The following is a 19,683-nucleotide window of genomic DNA, read 5'->3' on the forward strand; positions in this document are numbered from 1 at the left end:
ATAAATTTTCAATATTTGTAGCAATGCGTTGTCGATGGGCACTAAAAGCCATATTCAAATATAATGCAGGTGCCGACGGAAGGCCAAATCCAATTACATTCTTGCTTAATCGCTCTTCGGTCGCGATCATTCCAAGGCCGGTGCCGAAATTGTCTATCGCATAATATCTCCAATCTTCCATAGCGAGAAGATTTTCTTGGTCACTTGCCATCAACGCTTCTCCGCTAAGTCGCTCAAAGAAACCCGCTCCCGCTGTGCCCCTTGAAGGCGTTGGCACGGCGGATGTAGCCGACGACCGTCCGCGGATCCCGGTGGCCCGACTGGTCCATGATCCGCGCGAGATCGGCCCCGCGCTCCGCGGCCGTCGTGATGTAGCCGGCCCGCAGGCTGTGCGCCCCGAAGGTCGATGCATCGAGCCCCGCAGCCGTGCAGTAGTGCTTCACGACCCGCTCAACCGTCTTAGGCCCCAGCGCGCCGGGCTCGACCCTGCCGGCCTTGTTGACCGGGCGGAACACCGGGCCGGACGTGATGCCGGCCGCGTCGAGCCATTCCCGCACCAGGGCGACGGGCCGGATGAGCCGGCCGTGCGGGATGGCCTTCTCAAACCCCTGCCCTTCCTGATCGACCTTCGACCGACGCACGAGCACCCGCAGGCCGTCTGGGTCCTCGCTCAGATCCTCGACGTTCAGGGCGACGAGCTCGGACCGGCGGAACGCGCCCGCGAAGCCCAGCGCCAGCAGCGCGCGATCGCGCTTGCCGGCCAGGGTGTCGGGCGTGCGCATCAGCAGCGCCGCCAGGATGTCGGCGGTCGCGGCGGCCTTCTGTGTCGGCCGGGTGCCGACGTGGCGCCGGATCCCGCGCATGCCCTCGCGTAGGCCCTCGTCGTCCGTCGGGTCCGCGAAGCCGGCGAGCTTGTGGGCATACCGGATCGCGGCGAGCCGCCGGGCGATGGTCGACGCCTTGGCGCCGCGTGTGGCCTCATGGCTCAAGAACTCCAGCACGGCGAGCGGCGTCGCCGGCAGGGCCTGAAAACCGAACTGGCGGCACCAGGCCGAGAACTGCGCGAAGTCGCTGGCATAGGCCCGCTTCGTGCTCGGCGCCTTGCCTGCGCGCTGGAACGCCTTCGCCTGATCCGACAGCCCGGCAGCGACCGGCAGGCCGGCGCTCCCCTCCGGCTCGCGTGATTTCAGGCCCGACATCGCATCGTGTCCGATAACTGTCCTTCTCAGACACTATCACACGCGCTATGGTCGTGCGAGCGTCATTCCACGATCCCGCTTTTATCACACCACGAAAGCGTGACGGGCCGCGAGGGGCAGGGTTCCCGCCAGGATCGGCGCAGATCCCAAACCCCTGGCGTGACCGCAGGGTGAGAATGGCGCCGGTCCGGTGGTTTCGTCCCACCATTTCAGCGGGAGCGTGGCGCCGACATGGTGCGGATCATCGGCCTTGCACAGTCCAAGGGCGGCGTCGGCAAGACGACCACGGCCCTCAACCTCGCCGCCGAGCTGCACCGCCGCGGGCGCACCGTCGCCGTGCTCGACGCGGATCCGGCCGCGCACGCCGCCTCGATCGCCGAGGACGGGCAGTTGCCGTTCAAGGTCGCCCCGCATCTGCTGGAGGAAGACGCCGACGCCGCGGTGTCCGCATGGGTGAAGGCCGTGCGCGGGCAGGGCACCGACTTCGTGCTGATCGACGCGCCTGGCGCGATGGGCGCCGCCTTCGGCGCTACGATCGCGGTTTCCGACCTCGTGCTGGTTCCAGCCGGCTCGACCGTGCTGGACGTGCGCGGCGCGGCCGAGACCGTCGGCACGATCCGCCGGCACCGGAAGGCCGCCAAGCGGGACCGGCCGGATATCCTGATCGTCCCGAGCCGCATCGACCGCCGGACCGGGGCAGGGCGCGACGTGGTGGCGACCCTGGCCGCTCTCACCGAGCCGGTGGCGCCGGCCATCTCCTATCGCGCCATCGTGGCCGACAGCCTCGCCACAGGTGAAGCGGTCCCGCCCGACACGCCATCCGCGGCCGAGTTCGCCGCGCTCGCCGATGCCGTCATGGTCCGTCTGGGAGAGACCCAATGAGCCGCCGCCCGAACGTCTCGCAGACGCTCGCGATGAAGGCCGCAGCGGCGGCCGCCCGCGAAGTCGAGCAAGACGAGGCCGAGCCGCTGCCCCCGGAGTCTGAGCCGATTCCCCTGCCTCCGCAGGCCACGGCGCCCACCCAGGATCCGCAGCCGGCCGAGGGCGCGGAACCCGCGAAGGCCGTCGGCAGGCCCAAGGGACGCCGGCCGGTGGCAGCTCGACAGACCGTCTACCTCGATGACGCCCGGCACGCCGCGCTTGCTCGCATCGCCGAGGACCGGGGGCGATCGATCCACTCCCTCATCCTTGAGGGTATCGATCATGTCATCGGCAAGCCGTCGGCACGTGGCTGGCAATAGAGCGCATCTATCACTGAAGCCGTGTGCGATTGGTGTTTTTGTGGTGTTGAAAAACCACTAAGAAAGCGCGAGATCGGCGCTACCTGCCGCGGAGCGGTCGGGGTGTGCGCGAGGCCGGGCGAGCCGTGATGATATGGCCGCCCGGCCGGCAACTCGGGCAGGGCTACGGCTTGCGATCCGCCTTGTCCTGGCGGTCGAATAGGCCGGTGAGCACGAACACGACCACGGCGGCCGACGCGAGCATCAGCGGGGCGACGACGGCGGCAGAGATGAACCCGCTGGTCATTCCTCAATCCTCCGCAGAACCATCCGTGCCGCGAAATGTAGGCTGACGCTCAGAAACAGCCAACCGGCCACCAGCAGGTTGAGGTCCCCGAGCGGGACGTGCGTGCTGGACGTGACGTAGGCCACGATCGGCGCGAAGCACCCGACTGCCAGCCCGGCCACCGCGGCCCCGTTGAACCACGTTGCCGTGATCTTGATCCGCTCGTTGCGGGCGGCTTTGTTCATGGCTGCCGCATCCGCACGCCTGCCCCACCGCCGTTCTGCGGGATGAACTCGACGCCGGCCGCTTCGAGGGCCGCGCGAATATCGTCCGTCGTTCGCTCGCGGACTGCACGCTTGCTTGTCTCGAAATCAGCGATGGCTGCCCGCGATACCTTGCTCTCGCGTGCCAAGTCCTCGCGCGTCCAATCCAGCAAGGCTCTCGCCGCCCGGCACTGTGCAGCAGAAAGCGACTTTTCGTCCGAATTCATGTTTTAGAGCTTGCTTCGCGATTTGGTTTCAGACTATACAACTGAAATCAGGCGAAACGCAAGGCGCACACCGATGCCCCACCGCACCGTCTCTTGGAACCGCATCTCCCGCTCGCTGCACGACAGCAAGCCCAAGATCCCCGCCGGCCTGATGGGCGCCCGCGTCCTGATCGAGATCGGCGCCCGCACGCGTCCCCTCGTTGTCGCCGGCCGCTACGACCGCGCGGCCATCATGGCCGCCGCCTGCAAGGCTGCCGCCGGGATCATGGAGCGCTGCGGCGTCTCCCGCGCCGAAGCGATGTCCTCCGCCCTCAAGGCCACCTGGCAGGTCGCCAAGGCCGCCCACCGCGCCGCCGCTCACTGAGGAGCCGCCACCGATGTCCGCCCGCATCAACCGCCGCGTCCTCGCCGCCGGCCTTCTCGCTGCCACGACTGCCCCCGCGGTCGCCCATACCGTTCCCGTCCGGAACGCTTTCCGCGGCGATGACACCGCCCGCCTGCCAGATCACGCCGCGCTCTGGTCCCGCCTGCCGCTCCCGTTCTCGCTGACCGAGGCGTGGCACAAGCTGTCGCCCGCCACACAGGCCGAGATCGGCGCCGCGGTGCTCGGCATGGTGCTGGCCGAGTACGTCTCCGGCGACATGCATGGGGACGCCGACCGCTTCCACGACGACGCCCTGCGCGGCGACGCGATGGACACCGGCAGCGACCTGCTGACCCGCATCGAGCAGCGCCTGTGGGTGTTGTTCCCCGACCTCTACGGCCCTGACGGCGATCACCCCGCCTGGGCCCTGACTTCAGGCATGGCGCCGCCCGCCGCCTGATCTGACCCCGCTCCCCGAAACGGGGGAGCGGCCCCCTCACCGCCGACCCACCGCCACGAGCCCCACCAGGAGCGCGAACGATGTCCTATGCCCGCATCCCAAATTTCAGTCAGCCCGTCCCAGACCGCAGCGATAGCCCGCGCACCGGCCGGCGCCGCCTCTCGGCCGATGGGCGCTACCTGAACCTGCCGAACGAGCCCGTGCCCGGCGGCATCGAGCCGTGGGAGGCCGTCGCCCCGGTCCGCCCCGACACCGCACACAGCCGCGCCCTGCGCTTCCTCGACGTCGGCGCCGAGCTGCTGGCCGCCGTCGCCATCATCGGCGGCGGCATGGTGCTGACCGGCCTCGCCTCCCTGCTCTGACCCAGCCCGTACCCGAGCGGGCCGGCCGCCCGCGTCCCTCTTCCGAGGATCCCGCGATGTCGCTGCGCACGTCCCTACAGAAGCTGATCCGTCGAGATCCCAACGCCAGCCTACGCGACCGCGCAACCGAACTGCGCGGCAGCTTGAGCCGCCGGACTATCGTCGCTGGCACCGTTGCCGCCGCTGTACCCCTGCCAGTGCTCGCCGCTACCGTAGCGCCCGCTCCCGGCCCGTCCGATCTCGCCCGCGCCTGTGATGCCGCCGTGGCGCATCTGGCCTGGATCAACGACACCGCCTCCCCAGACGATCATTGGCCGGATGAGCGGCTAGAGGCCGAATTGGACAAGGCCGAAGACGTGGTGTGGCGTGCCGCCAATGAGCCGGCCGCGAGCCTCGATGACCTCTCGGCTAAGGCTCGGCTCCTGATCGCTGACAGCGGCCAGCATCTCGGCCGGAGCAAGTTCGCGGGCGACCGTGCGACGCTTACGCTCCTGCGCGAGGTGACAGCACTGACGCCAAGCCGAAGCCTGCCGGCCGCGCCAATGGCCGCCGCCCCCTTCGAGCGCACCGAGTACCGCGACCGCCTGCTGACCGCCTACGAAGAAGACAGGTTGCGGCGTCCGATCGGCTGGAAAGTCGATGCAGGCCCCGTTGAGGAGCGAGCCGCATCGCTCGTCGGCGCGCGCCTTTGGACTACGGCGCGGGAAGTTCTCGCTCTCCCGCCCCCGGCCACTATTGACGGGCTGAGCCTCGCCGCCCTCGCCGCCGCGGTGCTCACCGAAGCCGACTACACCAGCGACGACCCGACCATCACGGCCGCCATCAGCCTGACACGCGCCGTCTTGGCCTTCACCGGCACACCGCTCCCCAGCGGTTTTGTCGGCTTCGGCGACGAGCCCGACCATGAGGAGCGCGACGCCGCTCTGTACGCCGCCCCCGGCTCACTGCCGGCATGGGCCATCGCTCAAGCGCAAGCCGAACTCGCCTGACGCCGCCGCCGCGCGGCGCTCGCCCCGCCGCGCCGCGCCTCCTGTCATCCTGTGATCCCTGGAGGCTGACCATGGCCCCTCTCAAGCTGTCCAAACTGTTCCGTCGAGGCCCGTCCCGTCAGGTCCTCAAGGAGCGCGCCGCCGCCACGGCGAGCCGCACGGCCGCGTTCAAGCCGGCCACCCCCGAAGCGGCTCCCGCTCAGCGCGCACCCCTCGCCCAGGCGTGCGATCAGGCCGTGATTGACTGGAACGCCATCCCATCGTTGAGCCGGGCCAATGACTGGGGCGACGAGCAGCTCGACGTTGCGCTGGACGACTACAACGCCGTGCTTCTGCGGGCGATCAACGAGCCCTCCCGAGGCATGGCGGACGTGCAGGCGAAGGCGCGCCTCGTGCTTCACGACATCATGGCGCACGCCATCGGACCTGGGGGCGAGGATGAAGCCGCGCTGACGGTCGACAAGCGGCTGACGCGCGTGGTCCTGCGCGAGGTCGCCAATCTGCCCGGCGACATCGAGACCACCGACGACGGCCCTGCCGCCACTTTGGAGGAAATGGCGGCCCTCGACTTCGCAGCCTACACTTTTGACGAGCCGACCCGCGACCCCAACGGCTGGATGGAGCAATTCCACCACCACGCCATCGGCATGCACATCGCCGATCGCACGTTGCGCATGAGCAAGCCCGAACTGGTCGACTTCATCCGCAAGGGTGGCGAGCGCGACGCCGACACGCCCAAGATCATGTTCCAGGCGCTCAACGCCGCACAGGAGACGTTCGAGGGCTGGGGCAAGCTGCTGAGCTTGGCGCACACTCGGTACATGGTGGCGGCATCGTCCGCAGTGCTGGATCAACAGGCGCCCGCCACCGAGCCGGCCGAGCCCGAGAGCCGCTGACAGCGGCAACTCCCGCCCCCTCCTGTCGCCGTGCGTGCCGCCCCGGCCGGATCCAGCCGGGCCTCCCCCTTCATCGAGACCCGAGACCTGACACCATGGGCGACGTGCTCAACTTCACCCCGCATCCGAAGCCGGCCGCGATCGTGCTCCCCGCGCCTCTGACCGGGCCCGCGCTGCGCGCCAGCCTGGAGGAGGCAGCACAGATCGCGTTGGACGCGGCAGACCGCATCATCGCCGTGCTGGACGGCATGGACGGCGACCCGGACCACGAGGACGGCGGGGGCGCAGAACCGTTTCTGGCGGCTCCCGAGAACGCCACCGGCAGTCAGGTCACATGGCTTCGCGGGAACGATGCCGACCGCGAGGCCGAGGCGCCCGAGATCGCATTGCCCGAGGTGGCGGCCGAGCCGCTGCCCGAGGCCGACATCCTCCCGTGGCGCGGCCGGGGCAACGTCATCGCGGCGGCCGGCGTGGCGCTCCTCGACTTGCTGGACCGGGAGCGCGCCTGATGCTGGGTTCGCTTGGGGTGAGAAACAGTCCTTGCTGGGGCGGCCGAAAGAAGACTTCGCTTCGCCGGGACAAACGGTGGAGCCTGGATCCGTCGACCGCGCCCTTCGTCCTTACTGCTGCGCCTTGCGGGCCATCTCGTTGAGGGTCGTCACCGCTTCGTCGAAGCGGTGTTCCGCCTCGGCTTGACGCTGGAAGCCGACCCGCTGCACCAGGATCTCACGCGGGGTGGGCTGCTCTTGGAAAAGCGACATGACCTCGTCGATGAAGTCGGCCAGTGGCAGGTATCCCTGGCGTGTCGCCTGACCTGGGGTGAGGTCGGTCTGCACTGCCGGTGGCACCAACTCGATGACCTCGACCTTGCCCTTGAGCGCCTCGCGCAGCGCGACCGTGTAGCTGTGCAGGGCGGCCTTAGTCGCCGAGTAGGTCGGGGCCGACACGAGAGGCACAAAGGCTAGACCGGAGGTGACGTTCACCAAGGCAGCATCGGGCTGCCGGCCGAGATGGTCGATCAGAGCGTCGGTCAACCGGATGGGGCCGAGCAGGTTGGTGATGACCGTTGCCTCCGCGTCCGAGAGGTTGCGAGGCTGGTCCAGCGCCTCGATGCGCATGATCCCGGCGTTGTTGATGACCACGTTGAGGGCCGGGTGCTCGGCCGTCACGCGTCGTGCGAAGTCGGCCACGCCCTCAGCGCTATCGGCATCGAACGTCATGGCATGCATGTTCGGACGTCCGGCAACGGTCCTTTGCAGCGCCTCCGTCCGCCTGCCGGCGACGATGACGGTGTTGCCAAGGTCGTGGAAGCGTCGGGCGAGGGCCTGGCCGATGCCGGAGCCGCCGCCGGTGATGAGGATGGTGTTCTTGGACGTCTTCATGTGAGCGACCTTCGTTGTTGTCGCCCATGAGGTTATGGCTCATGCTCTTTGAACCGAAGTAGGCACCAAAAAGATTTATATGCACCAAACGGAGAGTGTCGCATGCGTCGGGCAGAGGCCGATCCACAGATCGAGGCGCGTCGGAAGGAACCCGTCCCGACAGAGACCGACCCGGTCATCGAGGCGTTGGTCCAGGACATCATCGGCAAGGTGGCCGACAAGTGGACCATGCTGATCCTCGAAGCCCTCCACGAGCGCGGCACGCTGCGTTTCACCCAACTCGGCAAGGCGGTCGGCCGCATCAGCCAGAAGATGCTGACCCAGACAGTTCGCCAGATGGAACAGGACGGCTTGGTGCGTCGGACGGTGCACCCGGTGATCCCGCCCCACGTGGACTACGCGCTCACGCCGCTCGGCGAGAGCCTGGGTGCCGCCTTCTGCGGTGTGTGGATCTGGGCGGAGACGCACCATGCCGAGATCAAGCGGGCGCGCGAGTCTTTCGCGTCGCGAGAGTGCCAACGCCCCGTTCAGGCGTGACACGGTCTTACCCATAGGCTGGCCGCAGCCCCCTAGTCTGCATTAGGGCGCCTGCAAGCGGATCTTCCGAATATCTGTAAAGGGTCGGATGCAGGCGGCGACGAGCTGCTGCAGCTCTCCCGCCATGGGCTCGACTGCCACAAGGCCATCGCTGTGCTTCTGCCGGGCGTCCTTCAACCCGCCGCCGAAATGCGGGTGATCCTGCAAGGCCTATTGCCTAAGCAGTGTCTCTCGGACGGCATTTCTCAGTACAGTTCGGCTGGCCAACGGGTGACGTGTGGATCGGACGGCTTACCGCTACCGAACCCGGTCAGGCGCATCCGTCGAACGTCGGCTCGAAACCGTCCCGGCGGGACCCCGAAAGCGCCAGCGAAGAGACGGCTGAAATGACTCTCGTTCGAGAACCCGTAGGTGTACGCCAGGGCCGCCAGCGACCGATCCTCATCCGGACGGAGCAGCACTTTGCGAACGGCATCCAGCCGCCGTCGTTGGATATATCGGGCGATCCCACCATCCTCGCTGAACAGGCTGTAGAGCGTCGACCGCGATACCCCGATGCCAATGGCGATAGCCCTGGCGTCGAGGCGGGCATCCGTCAGATGCTCGGCGATGAACGCTTCGGCACGCCTGCGCCGTATGGGCTCTCCTGCCTCGTGTGAGAGTGCTCCCGATGTGATTGGGAGCCCAGCAACGGCGAGGCCGAGGAGTTCAGTTATGGCCCTTCCCGCGTGGCCGGTGCCGGGGGCAGGCAGGGTCTCGACGCGCCGCATGACCGACGACATGAAATCCGACAATAGGCCCGCTGCCCTCGCTGGGAGCACCGTCCCGTGAAGATGATCCACATCGCGCAGCACGGAACGCACATGCTCCCGAGCGAGCTGCACGGAGATGACGTGAGCATTCTTCATGCGAGATCTGTGCGGGCGAGATGTGTCGACGATCATGATCTCACCTGGGTTCAGGTGCTGCTCCGATCCGATCGGGCCTGTCAAGAATTCACCCGACAGAAGCAGATGTAGAGCGAAATGATCGAAATTATCCCGCCGTACTCGTGTAATATCACGGCTGTGTTGAACGTCACTGACATGGCGTTCGTACATGATCATTCGGGGGGTGCGTAGCACATGAACTACGGCTTTGAAATTTTCACCTATCAGATCGACATCGACGCTTGAACTAAAGAGGCCATGATATGCTTCAAAACCGCGCCTCTCATTTACGAGCAACGAATTAAAATTTAGGGTTGCAATCATTACGTAGTATAATTTCTAGTGGCTGTCGTGTCCTATGTATACAATGTTTCCTAGGCGGGGTCACTGCGCTGGACCCTCGCCCCGTCCGCAAGTGCCATGACGTCATCAAACTATATTGCGCATCTGTTCGGGCGCCTAAGAGCGCCCGGATGTACACGATGCGCAGAGTTGAACCAGCATCCAACTTCCGCAGGCTGATTGGAGATGTGGCCGAGCCAATGAGCTTCTGATGTCGGCAGTCCGTCCTTGTAGGGACCGCAGCATCGGCCGATCAGGCTGTCCTGCGGCTTTCGTGCTAAGCCATCGCCCCAGGTCGGCCGAGGCCGATCGCCTTCGCCAAGGCGGAGCGCTGCTCGGCGTAGGCCGGGGCGACCATCGGGTAGTCGGCCGGCAGTCCGTAGCGGTCGCGGTAGGCCCGTGGATCCAGCCCGTGGCTGGTCAGGTGGCGCTTGAGCGTCTTGTAGGTCTTGCCGTCGATGAAGCTGACGATCCCGTCGGGGCGGACCGATTTGCGGATCTGAGCCGGGCTCGGCCGGTCGATCTCGGCCGATGCAGTTGCGCCGGTCTCCGACGTCAGGGTGCCCAAGACGAGGCCCGCGATGGCGCCGTGCACCCGCGCGATCAGGGCTGGCAGTTCTGCGGCCGGGACGGGATTGTTCGACACATAGGCGGCTACGATCTCACAACTCAGGTTGATGGCGCTGAAATCCACCGCCTGTAATCCGTCCTTCAAAGCCGTTATCCCTCTGGTGGCCCACGTTCTTTAGCGATTGGCGCAACTATGACATGAAAGCAAGTCTCTAGACATATTTTTGTAATCTTTTGCCTGACACTTGAGCGGATTATAAATCTCAAATGAAGCACAGTATGCTTTGAACAACGTTGGATCCCCCTGGTGGGGGCGTAGTTAAGGAGCTTCAAGGACCCGCCCCGCCTCCTGCTCCGGCGCGGCCGTCGCCTGATTGAGCTGAGTCTGCATCAGCTTGCTCGGGCTGAAGTTGATGCTCGTTTTGGCCTCTACCTCCACACGGGCGCCTGATCGCGGGTTGCGGCCGGTGCGAGCCTTGACCCCCCGCGTTGAAAAGCCACCGAAGTCGCGCAGCTCCACGCGGTCGCCGTCAGCCAGGGCGCCGGCCATCCTATCAAGGATGGCGGCTACCACCCGTTCGACGTCTTTGGCGTAGAGGTGCGAGTTCTGCTCCGCGATGCGGGCCACAAGCTCGGATCGGATCATGCAGCATCGATGCTGTAGAGGAGTGGCTTCCGCAATCCAATCTGGACTGCTGTGCAGCCTTTCGGGCATGCCTCGGTATCTACACACGGTTCAGTTGAGGGTCGCTCGTTGAGATCAACTACCCGGCTGTCCGAGCGGTCGTTCACCCTCGTCCTTTGGCTCATCGCCCTCGCCTTCGCTGGCTTCCTGATCGGACTCGGATCGCTTGTCGTCGGCGACCTGCCTCAGGTCGAGCATCGCTACACCCTCGATCAGTTCCTCGACCGCGGACAGACGGACGCAACCGCTGCTGCACTGAAGCAGGTTCGTCACGAGCGCGCCGACAATCAGCAACAAGCGGAGCGGACACAACTCGCCCTGGACGCAGCGCATTCCGCCTCTGAAGCCTCGCATGAGACCTTCGCCAACTGGTTGAAGACCCGCAATGCTACACAGCGCGTCGATCAGGATCCCGGTCTCGTCGCTCGCACGCAGCAACTCGATGCGCTCAAGGCTGCCGAACGAACGGTCGAGGAGCAGCAGGAAGGTCTAGCCAAGGCGGATCTCGGCCTCGCTCAGCGGGAGACCGAGTTGGAGACTACCGATAGCGAGCAGCGCGCCGCGGCCCAGCAGAAGCTCGATGCGGCCGAGAGCGGGCAGGAACTACGCGTCTTCGCCTACCGCCTTGCCCTGACCCTGCCGCTTCTCGCACTCGCGGGCTGGCTGTTGCTGAAGCGGCGACACACGCGCAACTGGCCGTTCGTGTGGGGCTTCGCGCTGGCGGCAGCCTTCGCGTTCTTCGTCGAGCTGGTGCCGTACCTGCCGAGCTACGGCGGCTACGTTCAGTACGGCGTCGGGGTGGTGGTCACACTCGTGGCGGGCCGGGCGGCAATCAACGCTCTGCAAGGCTATCAAGAGCGGCAGCGCGCCGCCGAGGCACGGCCCGACGAGGAGCGGCGAACCGAGATCGCGACCGATCAAGCTCTGCTGCGCCTCGCCAAAAAGGTATGCCCGGGTTGCGAGCGGCCGATCGATCTCACGAACTCGGAGGCCAACTTCTGTCCGCATTGCGGGATTGGCGTATACGAGCGGTGCCCGACTTGCGATCACCGCAAGAGCACCTTCGAACGGTTCTGTTACGCCTGTGGCAACCGCGCGAGCGAGGTGGCTGCGCCGGTCGCCTGACGAGGTCGGCAATGTCGGCCGCTCAATGCGGCTTTGCCTGTCCGCCTGGCGCCCAGCCGTGGGCTTGGACCGCTTTGACGATCTTGCCCTGCATCTCAGGCATAACCGACTGCATCCACTGCTGCATGCCAATCAGCTGCACCTGAGCGAGCTGTGGTTGCGCCGCCGCGAGGTGCTTGCCGGTTGGCGTGGCGTAGAAAGCGGCGATGGCCTGTAGATCGTCCTTGCCGAGGACCGTGGCGAAGCCCCGCGCTTGGAGGTCGAGCAGTTCATCGTAGTGCGCGGCCAGCGTCGGCAGCACGACCTCCTGGACCAACACCTGCGCCTTGTCGGGCTCCTTGATACCGATCTGCTGCATCATACCGACCATCGGTCCGGCCATGGCGTTGAGCGTCGCGGTGCGGTCACCCTGCATCTGCGCAACCGTCTCCCGTGCGACCTTCACCAGAGCCGGATCCGGGGTGGTCGGAGGAACGGGCTTTTGGGCCGATTGAGCGAACACGGCGCAAGGCAGCGTAGCTCCGAGGCACAGGCCAACGAGAACGGTCGAGAGGCGCATGTGATGGTCCGCTTGCGTGGTGGTGCGATCCGGGTGTGTCGCAGGCCGCTCGTTCAGCAGCATACGGCGGGATCGATCGATGTCGATCGTTGGGGTGCCAAAGTTGACTTAGCCTTGTGCTCCAGCCGACATGGGCGGTCACGGCTAGGCTCGCTTAAGCGAGTCGCGGCCGCCATTCAGGAGACCATCGCCGCGAGATAGACCCTGAAAAGCCAACAGCCCCTTCCCGGCAAGGAAGAGGCTGCTGAAATTCCTGGGGCTTTGTGGGCCCGACATCGCTGTCCCCCACAAGCCACATGATTCCCTCGGGAGTCAAGACGGAACCTGTTTCCGTCAACGGGAAGGCTTTGCCTGGACCCTAGCCGCGGCCCGTGAGGGACCGGGATCGATGTTTCACGCCACCATGCGGGAGGCGATCGAGGGCGCGCGGACACTCGCGCAGCTCGACGACCTGTCGCGCACCATCTGGCAGGCGCACGCCGCCGAGACCGTCACCGACTCAGAAGCGCAGGGCTTGGCCGAGGCGCTGCACAGCCGCAGGAGCGCGATCCGCGAGGCCGTGGCGCCCGTCGGCATCCCGCTCGGCCGTGCAACGCTGTTCCCGCCGAAGCGCCTCCAGCGGGCTCCTGAGCGATCCGTGGCGATCGAGCGCCGCCGCCGGCTCGCCTGCTCCGGCCCGATGCCGCCCGCGCTCGCCAGCAGGTTCACCACCGGGCAGCTCGCGGTCCTGCGGGTCGTCGGGGACGAAATGGCTCGCAATGGCGCCTGCGGGCTGTGCATCGACGCCATCGCAGCACGGGCGGGCGTCTGCCGCCGGCTGGCGCAGGCCGCGATCCGGCTGGCCGAGGGCGACGGGTTGCTGACCATTCAAGAGCGGCGCCACCAAGGCCGGAAGTCCGACCCCAACGTGGTGCGCATCATCAGCCGGGAATGGCTGCAGTGGCTCCGGCGGGGAGGGCGATCTGTGGCCCCGGCGCTGCTCGGCAGCATAGGGTGCAAAACGCTGCACCCCACGGATAAGGGAGATCCACAGAGACAGCTTGTGGACGCGGAAGCGAAGAAGGGCTGCCGAGGGGCAGCGGGCGACTTTGGCCGAAGCGACCCTGTGAGAATTCTCGCGGGTGGTAGAGGCCACCGAGCTATGCGGTGAGGGTCTGCAAGCGGCCGATATTACGAACGCAGAGATAATTAACACTCTAATCCACATTAGTTTAGTGGTTGTGAGGGTCGAATATCGGCAGAAATAAGCGGGAAGATCTGTATTCGTTTTGTCTGCTTCCTGACTTAAGACGCCAAATTAAGAGGTATTTAATCATTGGGCTAAATATTTGCGGGAGATATTCCCATTGCTCGGTGGTGGGAACGACCCGGACGATACCGTGCGCGGCGGATCGATCGGCCTCTCCCGCGTTTGCCGATCCCAATGCGCCCAACTCGCTCGCTCAAAGCCGCGCTCGCGGCTGCCTTTGGCTTGCTTGCGCTTATCGCCGCTGGCCAGGGTGCACTCTCGATCTTCAAGCTCTTGGGGATCCGGCACTCCGTATCGGAAGTGGCGGCGAACTGGCTTCCGTCCATCGTGGCCGTCGGTCAGATGCGCGATGCCGCTGCTGAAGTTCGTATCAAACAGCTGCGCCTGCTTACTTTGTCCGACACACCTGCTCGCTTGGCGGAAAACGAAGCCAAGCTTGCCGCGACGCACGACAAGCTCGCTCAAGTGCGCAAGGCCTACAAACCGCTCATCTCCTCAAGCGAGGAGCGAGAGATCTACGGTGCCTTCGCAACCGCCTGGAAACGGTTCGAACAGGCTGACGCCGAGATGCGTCGCCTGATGGAGACTGGACAGCAACCGGCTGCTCTCAAGCTGATGACCGTACCGGAGACCGCAAGTCTCTACGATGAGGCTCGTGCTGATCTCACACGCGATGTCGCGCTGAACGAGCAGGGCGCCCGTCGAGATGCAGATACTGCCAAGGCCGATGCTGACGCTGCGATACTGGCGGCCTATATCGCCGTCGCCCTGGCCGTACTGGCCGCTTGTGCCGCCGCTGTCTTCGGGCTGCTGCGCGTCTCGCGTCCGATCCAGGCGATGACCGGTGCGATGTCGGTTCTGGCCGGCGGTGATGCCGTTGCTGCGATCCCATACCGCCAGCGCCAAGACGAAATCGGCGCGATGGCGGCGGCCGTACAGGTGTTCAAGGACAACCTAATTCGCACCCGGCAATTGGAGGCTGAGACCGTTCAGGCACGGCTCGCAGCCGAGAAGCAACGTAAGGCCGGCATGCGCCAGATGGCCGACGGCTTCGAGCAGGCGGTCGGTGGCATCATCGGCATGGTGTCGTCCTCATCCACCGAACTGCAGGCCACCGCACAGCAGATGACCTCCACGGCCACCGAAACAGCCAGTCAGTCCACTACGGTCGCGGTCGCGGCTGAGGAAGCTGCCTCGAACGTCAATACCGTGGCCGCTGCCGCTGAGGAGCTGGGTTCATCGGTGCAGGAAATCGGCCGGCAGGTGCAGGGCTCAGCCGAACTGGCGCACCGGGCTGTGCGTGAGGCGGATCAGACCGGCGCGCTGGTGCAGGAACTGAGCGCGGCCGTGGCGCGGATCGGCGACGTGGTCGGGCTAATCTCTACGATCGCCGGCCAGACCAACCTCCTGGCCTTGAACGCCACCATTGAGGCAGCGCGTGCCGGAGCCTCGGGCAAGGGCTTCGCGGTCGTTGCTTCGGAAGTGAAGGCACTGGCCGAGCAGACCGCCAAGGCGACCGGCGAGATCGCGAGCCAGATCAGCCAGATCCAGACCTCGACCAGCCTGGCGGTGTCCTCGATCGCCGGCATCACCGAGCGGATCCGCGAAATCAGCGATGTCGCCACCTCGATCGCGGCAGCCGTCGAAGAACAGGGTGCGGCCACGCAAGAAATCGTGCGCAACGTCTCTCAGGCTGCGATGGGCACGGGCGAGGTGACGAGCAACATCGCCGGAGTGGCGGGCGCGGCCGAGGAAACCGGAGCGGCGGCGAGCCAAGTGCTCGGCGCGGCGTCAGAGCTGTCGCGCCAGTCCGAGTACCTTGCCGCCGAGGTTGGGCGCTTCCTCGCCACCGTGCGTGCTGCGTAAGCGAGCCATGGCAGAGGTCCATTCTCTCTCGCACAGGTTGAGCCACGAGGGCGCCGAACGCCTCGCCAAGGCCCTGGAATAAGCCATCGTCGCCGATGCTGACCTCGGTCCGCGCTGGCCCCAGATCCGGACGTTGGGTCAGTCCCTGCAGCAGCTGTGCCGAGACTTGATGCAGGAGACCGACCGGATGGCGTTCCAGCTCGATGTGACGTCGGAGGTCGGGGCCTTCCGCATCAGCCTCTGCCAGTTGGCCGAGGCATTCTCACGGCTCGGCGTCATCGCTCAGACCTACCCATCTGGGGCCAGATCCAACTGCCCAAAGCCGACTGATCTCTGATGACGCGTTCCAACAGAGGAATGGACCGATGGACGTTCTCCTCGTCGATGACAGCACGACTATGCTGATGCGTCTCCGACGGTTGCTGGAGGCGGAACACAGCGTCGTCATAACCGCCTGCACCGATCCGGTCGCTGCGCTGGTGGAAGCCCGGACCTGCGCGTTCGACCTCGTGCTGGTCGATCAGCACATGCCCGAGATGGACGGCATCGCGTTCATCCGCGAGATCCGCGCCATACCGCACTACGCGCAGGCACCCATCGCGATGATCACCAGCGACGTGTGCGACGCTGCCCGGCTCAGCGCGCTGGAGGCAGGTGCCACCGACTTCCTAGACAAGCGGGCCAAGGGCGTCGAAGTGAGCGTGCGGCTGCGCAACCTCGTGCATCTCGCCAGCGCCGTGCGGCACCTCGACGAGCAGGCGTCGAGCATGGCCGGTGAGATCGAGCGCGCGACGCGCCGTCTGCGTGAGCGGGAGGCTGAGGTTATCTTCCGTCTAGCCCTCGCCATCGAGTATCGCGACAACGATACGGGCGACCACACCTGGCGGGTTGCGCGCTACAGCCAGATCATCGCCGAGGCGATGGGCCTGCCGGAGGACTTCTGCCACAGGCTGTACCTCGCAGCGCCGCTACACGACATCGGCAAGGTGGCCGTCCCGGACGGGATCCTACTGAAGAAGGGCCGACTCGACGAAGCGGAGTTCGCGGTGATCCGCACGCATCCCGTGATCGGTCGGCGGATCCTGGCCGGCAGCGGCTCAGAGCTGATCAGCTTGGCGGCCGAGATAGCAGAGGCACATCACGAGAAGTGGGACGGCAGCGGCTACCCGCACGGTCTGGTCGGCGAAGCCATTCCACTGTCGGCACGGATCGTCGCGGTGGCCGATGTGTTCGATGCCCTGACGACGGTCCGGCCGTACAAGGGGGCGATGGCGTTCGACGAGGCGTTGCGCTGCATTCAGATCGACAGCGGTCGGCATTTCGATCCGGCTTGTGTGGTAGGTTTTACGGAGGCCTGGGAAGCCGTCCTGTCTGTTCGTGATACCGCGGTTGGGTCACGGTTCGAGGCGATGATCCAGACCACGGAGCCTTGGGCACGCGTGCCGGAACTGCGGCGCGAGGTCGAGGTGAACGCAGAGTAGGTCACGGCCCCTCGACATACGCCTCCTCAAAAAGCGAGAGTGCTCGAAGAGCGCTGGTCAATGGGGCACCGCCCGTACCGGCGGACTGGTAGCGTCCGGCCGTGCCGGGCGCGGGTCGGCCGACGCGCCGGATCACCTCACGCTCGAACGATACAAAGTGCTCGATGCGGCCTTCGGAGCTATGCAGCGGCCGGCAGTCGATCTCGGCGCGGTACTTGGTGCCATCGCCACGGTAGTTGGTCAGATAGCCGTGGAAGCGCTCGCCAGTGGCCAGGGCGCGCTTGAAGGTGGCGAGCGTTTCCTCCCGGGTCTCTTGCCCCTGCATGAAGCGTGGGCTTTGACCGAGGATCTCCTTGAGGCTGCGCCCGACGAGGCACGCGAAGGCGGGATTGGCATAGCGTATGATCGGTCCCGGCGAGTCGATAGTCGCATCCGTAACGACGATGCCGATGGGCGCATCCTCGGCGAGCGCCCGGATCAGGTCGAGAGCCATCATGAGGGTACAACGCCTCATGGACGGAATACGTCCAAGCGGACGTGAAAATCTCAGCAGGAGCTACGCGGCTGCTGATCGTTCGCAGACGCCCTCATCAGACACAGGGAAGGTGCATTCCGCGAGCACAATCTGGTTCCGCCCCGACGCCTTGGCGATGTAGAGAGCCTTATCCGCTTCGGCGTAGAGTTCCCGAAAAGACTGGTGGCTGGTCCGTCGGGCCACGCCCGCCGAGATCGTCACAGGTACGGTCAGGCCATCGCCGGCCGCGATGGGAGTCCGTGCCACGGCCTCGCGGAACGCTTCCAGCCGCCGGACCAGATCACGCTCATTCCCGTCCATACAGACCAAGGCGAACTCTTCGCCCCCGAGGCGCCCGACGAGACCGAGGTCTCCGAGTTCGGCTTGCATCAGATCTGCGACTGCTTTGAGCACCGCGTCGCCGGTGAGGTGCCCGTAGCCATCGTTCACCGCCTTGAACCGGTCGATGTCGGCGATCACCAGCGCCATGAGCTTGGGGTCGTCCGCGCGGTCGAGCAGCGCGCGCCTGTTCGCCAAGCCCGTGAGGTGATCCGTTTGACCAGCCCGAAACAGCGTCAGGTGTGCAGTGGCGATCGCCCGCGACACCGGCAGGGCCACTGCTACAACGACCACCACGGTGACGACCCAGGATCGAACGGCCGCGGTCCAGTCTTCGAAGAACACCATCTGATTGACCACGTCGCAGGCGAGCGCAGCCGCTACGCAGAACGCAGTGGTTCGAGCGACATAGGCTCGCAAATCGCCCGTGCTTGCGATGCGGATCGTCCCGAATGGGGTGAAGCGGAGTAGCGACATGAGGCGCACGGAGAGGAGTCTGCTGCCGAGCAGCCTACCCTTTTTGGTTGAAGCAAACCTCAACAGGTAAGCCTTCTTGTAGCTGTGGGATCCCGTCGTGGACGAGGCCAGTACCGGCACCTGCCGATCCCGTTTGGCAAAGGATCTCCTCACAACCGGAGGCCGTCAGCGAACCAAGGTCTGCCGCTATCGTTAGGTCTGCATGTCGGAGCTAGATCCTAACATAGATCGCAACTGCGCCCGTCTGCGAAACAGGATTAACCCTCGACATTCTGCTCGACCAACAGTTTGTTGCCGCGCTTGAAAGGGCAATCCTTGTTCTCCGTGAGGAGAATGACCCAGTCGTACTTGACCTAGAGCACGCGATCCGCACACACCAGATCAGCATCTTGAAGCAGCAGGCCATATTGGGGGCCGCCGGGATCGACGTGTGATGGAACAGCGCCGCCTCTATGTTGTCCGGGGCGCCGCACGGAACGGTATCACCACATACAACTGCCCGACGGCGGATTGGGCACTGCGTAAGCTGCGTGACTTCAAGGCGGCCGAGCGTCACGACATCACTGTCACCGGTCCGGATGGCGCCCAGCTGACCGAAGCCGAACTGATCGGCATCGTGGAAGGCTCAGGTGCCGCACTCGCCGACGAGGCAATGCCTGCAGCCCCCCAAGCTACGCGTCAGCCGGCTCAAACGTAGGGTCCGCCGAACAGGTCGCCCAACGCCTTCCGCCGGAACAGGGTCCGCCAGCGCCGGCGCCGATGCTCCGGCCGGTCGTGGATCATGTGGCACCGCTGGCAGAAGGCTGCGAGGTTGGCGTCTGCGTTGTTCGAGGTGTCGTGGTCCCGGTGGGCCGCGGCTAGGACAACCCGGGTCCGGCGGATGCTGCTGAGGATGTCGGTGCCTGATGCGACCCGGATCCGCCTGCCCCATCCGTCGCGCCACCGGCCGGCCTCAGCGTCCCACCAGCGGCCATCGCCGAGGTGATAGACCATCCGTCCATGCGGCCGTCCGCAGCCCTCGCAGCAGCCTCTAGCCCGGCCGAACCGGATCACGGCCGAGAGCTGCGCCCAGTCGATGGGGTAGAAGAAGCGATGCTCGGGCCGGATCGGCATGGTGGCCGACTGTGCCACCCGTCATAAAGAAAGCGTAGCCGTGGAACGCTGCTACCGATCACATATGGACTTATCCGACCTTCAATTCTGGGCCTTTCTCGCAGCGGCCATCCCGGCCCTGTTCGCGCCGGTCATCATCGTCTGGTGGAAGGGCCGTCCCATCGTCCCGATAGCCCTGCTCAGCCTCGTGTTCTGGCCCGGTGCGCTGATTTTAGCTCTGAGGCTGCAGAGACGGCAGGATCTATGATC

29 protein-coding genes are annotated in these 19,683 nt (G+C 65.6%); 16 read left to right on the forward strand and 13 right to left on the reverse strand.

What is annotated here, in order from left to right; all coding sequences use genetic code 11:
• Positions 1 to 211 (reverse strand): hypothetical protein (locus MKK88_RS01245; protein WP_243996772.1); only part of this gene is annotated, 211 nt, incomplete at its 3' end.
• Between the two features lie 22 nt (positions 212 to 233).
• Positions 234 to 1,199 (reverse strand): site-specific integrase, encoded by a 966-nt coding sequence (locus MKK88_RS01250; protein WP_243996773.1) that lies wholly within the window; start codon positions 1,197 to 1,199, stop codon positions 234 to 236.
• 231 nt (positions 1,200 to 1,430) lie between these two features.
• Here MKK88_RS01250 and MKK88_RS01255 point away from each other — a divergent pair, with 231 nt between their 5' ends.
• Together MKK88_RS01255 and MKK88_RS01260 are read left to right on the forward strand one after the other, a co-directional pair.
• Positions 1,431 to 2,081, forward strand: coding sequence for a ParA family protein (locus MKK88_RS01255; protein WP_243996774.1), 651 nt, complete (start codon positions 1,431 to 1,433; stop codon positions 2,079 to 2,081).
• Positions 2,078 to 2,440 (forward strand): hypothetical protein, encoded by a 363-nt coding sequence (locus tag MKK88_RS01260; protein WP_243996775.1) that lies wholly within the window; start codon positions 2,078 to 2,080, stop codon positions 2,438 to 2,440. Before MKK88_RS01255 ends, MKK88_RS01260 begins: the two co-directional genes overlap by 4 nt.
• Before the next feature lie 163 nt (positions 2,441 to 2,603).
• Here MKK88_RS01260 and MKK88_RS33685 read toward each other — a convergent pair whose 3' ends face one another.
• The 3 genes from MKK88_RS33685 to MKK88_RS01270 are packed head-to-tail and all read right to left on the reverse strand — an operon-like array spanning position 2,604 to position 3,195.
• Positions 2,604 to 2,726: a hypothetical protein gene (locus tag MKK88_RS33685; RefSeq protein WP_279602010.1), complete on the reverse strand. Its 123-nt coding sequence runs from the start codon at positions 2,724 to 2,726 to the stop codon at positions 2,604 to 2,606.
• The gene (locus tag MKK88_RS01265) at positions 2,723 to 2,950 is read right to left on the reverse strand and encodes an amino acid transporter (protein WP_243996776.1); all 228 of its coding nucleotides are present in this window, start codon (positions 2,948 to 2,950) and stop codon (positions 2,723 to 2,725) included. Before MKK88_RS01265 ends, MKK88_RS33685 begins: the two co-directional genes overlap by 4 nt.
• A complete protein-coding gene (locus MKK88_RS01270) occupies positions 2,947 to 3,195 on the reverse strand; it encodes a helix-turn-helix domain-containing protein (RefSeq protein WP_243996777.1) in 249 nt (82 codons plus the stop codon). The genes MKK88_RS01265 and MKK88_RS01270 overlap by 4 nt, the downstream gene beginning before the upstream one ends.
• A 73-nt stretch (positions 3,196 to 3,268) precedes the next feature.
• Here MKK88_RS01270 and MKK88_RS01275 point away from each other — a divergent pair, with 73 nt between their 5' ends.
• The 6 genes from MKK88_RS01275 to MKK88_RS01300 all read left to right on the forward strand — a co-directional run bounded on the left by MKK88_RS01275 (position 3,269) and on the right by MKK88_RS01300 (position 6,775).
• Entirely contained in the window at positions 3,269 to 3,559 is a 291-nt protein-coding gene (locus MKK88_RS01275; RefSeq protein WP_243996778.1) for a hypothetical protein, read from the forward strand.
• A 13-nt stretch (positions 3,560 to 3,572) separates the two neighbouring features.
• Positions 3,573 to 4,019: a hypothetical protein gene (locus tag MKK88_RS01280; protein WP_243996779.1), complete on the forward strand. Its 447-nt coding sequence runs from the start codon at positions 3,573 to 3,575 to the stop codon at positions 4,017 to 4,019.
• 80 nt (positions 4,020 to 4,099) lie between these two features.
• Positions 4,100 to 4,381: a hypothetical protein gene (locus tag MKK88_RS01285; RefSeq protein WP_243996780.1), complete on the forward strand. Its 282-nt coding sequence runs from the start codon at positions 4,100 to 4,102 to the stop codon at positions 4,379 to 4,381.
• Between the two features lie 56 nt (positions 4,382 to 4,437).
• Positions 4,438 to 5,370 (forward strand): hypothetical protein, encoded by a 933-nt coding sequence (locus MKK88_RS01290; protein ID WP_243996781.1) that lies wholly within the window; start codon positions 4,438 to 4,440, stop codon positions 5,368 to 5,370.
• 71 nt (positions 5,371 to 5,441) lie between these two features.
• A complete protein-coding gene (locus MKK88_RS01295) occupies positions 5,442 to 6,266 on the forward strand; it encodes a hypothetical protein (RefSeq protein WP_243996782.1) in 825 nt (274 codons plus the stop codon).
• A 95-nt stretch (positions 6,267 to 6,361) separates the two neighbouring features.
• Entirely contained in the window at positions 6,362 to 6,775 is a 414-nt protein-coding gene (locus MKK88_RS01300; protein WP_243996783.1) for a hypothetical protein, read from the forward strand.
• 111 nt (positions 6,776 to 6,886) lie between these two features.
• Here MKK88_RS01300 and MKK88_RS01305 read toward each other — a convergent pair whose 3' ends face one another.
• Positions 6,887 to 7,648: an SDR family oxidoreductase gene (locus MKK88_RS01305; protein WP_243996784.1), complete on the reverse strand. Its 762-nt coding sequence runs from the start codon at positions 7,646 to 7,648 to the stop codon at positions 6,887 to 6,889.
• Between the two features lie 102 nt (positions 7,649 to 7,750).
• On the opposite strand from MKK88_RS01305, the gene MKK88_RS01310 reads away from it, so the two are divergent.
• A complete protein-coding gene (locus tag MKK88_RS01310) occupies positions 7,751 to 8,185 on the forward strand; it encodes a winged helix-turn-helix transcriptional regulator (protein WP_243996785.1) in 435 nt (144 codons plus the stop codon).
• A gap of 245 nt (positions 8,186 to 8,430) precedes the next feature.
• On the opposite strand, the gene MKK88_RS01315 is transcribed toward MKK88_RS01310, so the two are convergent.
• From MKK88_RS01315 to MKK88_RS01325, 3 genes are all read right to left on the reverse strand, one after another.
• Entirely contained in the window at positions 8,431 to 9,438 is a 1,008-nt protein-coding gene (locus MKK88_RS01315; protein WP_409566603.1) for a helix-turn-helix domain-containing protein, read from the reverse strand.
• Between the two features lie 295 nt (positions 9,439 to 9,733).
• Positions 9,734 to 10,171: a MucR family transcriptional regulator gene (locus MKK88_RS01320; RefSeq protein WP_243996787.1), complete on the reverse strand. Its 438-nt coding sequence runs from the start codon at positions 10,169 to 10,171 to the stop codon at positions 9,734 to 9,736.
• Between the two features lie 174 nt (positions 10,172 to 10,345).
• Complete coding sequence (locus tag MKK88_RS01325; protein ID WP_243996788.1) at positions 10,346 to 10,672, reverse strand: HU family DNA-binding protein; 327 nt, start codon at positions 10,670 to 10,672, stop codon at positions 10,346 to 10,348.
• Between the two features lie 108 nt (positions 10,673 to 10,780).
• Here MKK88_RS01325 and MKK88_RS01330 point away from each other — a divergent pair, with 108 nt between their 5' ends.
• Positions 10,781 to 11,836: a double zinc ribbon domain-containing protein gene (locus MKK88_RS01330; protein WP_243996789.1), complete on the forward strand. Its 1,056-nt coding sequence runs from the start codon at positions 10,781 to 10,783 to the stop codon at positions 11,834 to 11,836.
• A gap of 22 nt (positions 11,837 to 11,858) precedes the next feature.
• On the opposite strand, the gene MKK88_RS01335 is transcribed toward MKK88_RS01330, so the two are convergent.
• A complete protein-coding gene (locus MKK88_RS01335) occupies positions 11,859 to 12,458 on the reverse strand; it encodes a DUF2059 domain-containing protein (protein ID WP_243996790.1) in 600 nt (199 codons plus the stop codon).
• Between the two features lie 325 nt (positions 12,459 to 12,783).
• Between MKK88_RS01335 and MKK88_RS01340 the strand changes: the two genes are divergently transcribed.
• The 4 genes from MKK88_RS01340 to MKK88_RS01355 all read left to right on the forward strand — a co-directional run bounded on the left by MKK88_RS01340 (position 12,784) and on the right by MKK88_RS01355 (position 16,991).
• Positions 12,784 to 13,545, forward strand: coding sequence for a hypothetical protein (locus MKK88_RS01340; protein WP_243996791.1), 762 nt, complete (start codon positions 12,784 to 12,786; stop codon positions 13,543 to 13,545).
• A gap of 273 nt (positions 13,546 to 13,818) precedes the next feature.
• Positions 13,819 to 15,510, forward strand: a complete 1,692-nt coding sequence (locus MKK88_RS01345; RefSeq protein ID WP_243996792.1) for a methyl-accepting chemotaxis protein — start codon at positions 13,819 to 13,821, stop codon at positions 15,508 to 15,510.
• A gap of 169 nt (positions 15,511 to 15,679) precedes the next feature.
• Positions 15,680 to 15,847, forward strand: a complete 168-nt coding sequence (locus MKK88_RS01350; protein WP_243996793.1) for a hypothetical protein — start codon at positions 15,680 to 15,682, stop codon at positions 15,845 to 15,847.
• A gap of 28 nt (positions 15,848 to 15,875) precedes the next feature.
• A complete protein-coding gene (locus MKK88_RS01355) occupies positions 15,876 to 16,991 on the forward strand; it encodes an HD domain-containing phosphohydrolase (RefSeq protein ID WP_243996794.1) in 1,116 nt (371 codons plus the stop codon).
• A 1-nt stretch (position 16,992) separates the two neighbouring features.
• On the opposite strand, the gene MKK88_RS01360 is transcribed toward MKK88_RS01355, so the two are convergent.
• Positions 16,993 to 17,487, reverse strand: coding sequence for a PAS domain-containing protein (locus MKK88_RS01360; RefSeq protein WP_243996795.1), 495 nt, complete (start codon positions 17,485 to 17,487; stop codon positions 16,993 to 16,995).
• 60 nt (positions 17,488 to 17,547) lie between these two features.
• A complete protein-coding gene (locus MKK88_RS01365; protein ID WP_243996796.1) occupies positions 17,548 to 18,441 on the reverse strand; it encodes a GGDEF domain-containing protein in 894 nt (297 codons plus the stop codon).
• Between the two features lie 313 nt (positions 18,442 to 18,754).
• Between MKK88_RS01365 and MKK88_RS01370 the strand changes: the two genes are divergently transcribed.
• Positions 18,755 to 19,018, forward strand: coding sequence for a hypothetical protein (locus tag MKK88_RS01370; RefSeq protein ID WP_243996797.1), 264 nt, complete (start codon positions 18,755 to 18,757; stop codon positions 19,016 to 19,018).
• On the opposite strand, the gene MKK88_RS01375 is transcribed toward MKK88_RS01370, so the two are convergent.
• Complete coding sequence (locus tag MKK88_RS01375) at positions 19,009 to 19,434, reverse strand: hypothetical protein (protein ID WP_243996810.1); 426 nt, start codon at positions 19,432 to 19,434, stop codon at positions 19,009 to 19,011. The genes MKK88_RS01370 and MKK88_RS01375 overlap by 10 nt on opposite strands.
• A gap of 64 nt (positions 19,435 to 19,498) precedes the next feature.
• Between MKK88_RS01375 and MKK88_RS01380 the strand changes: the two genes are divergently transcribed.
• Positions 19,499 to 19,681 (forward strand): hypothetical protein, encoded by a 183-nt coding sequence (locus MKK88_RS01380; RefSeq protein WP_243996798.1) that lies wholly within the window; start codon positions 19,499 to 19,501, stop codon positions 19,679 to 19,681.
• Positions 19,682 to 19,683 lie beyond the last annotated feature (2 nt).

This window comes from Methylobacterium sp. E-005, assembly GCF_022829725.1.
GTDB lineage: Bacteria > Pseudomonadota > Alphaproteobacteria > Rhizobiales > Beijerinckiaceae > Methylobacterium.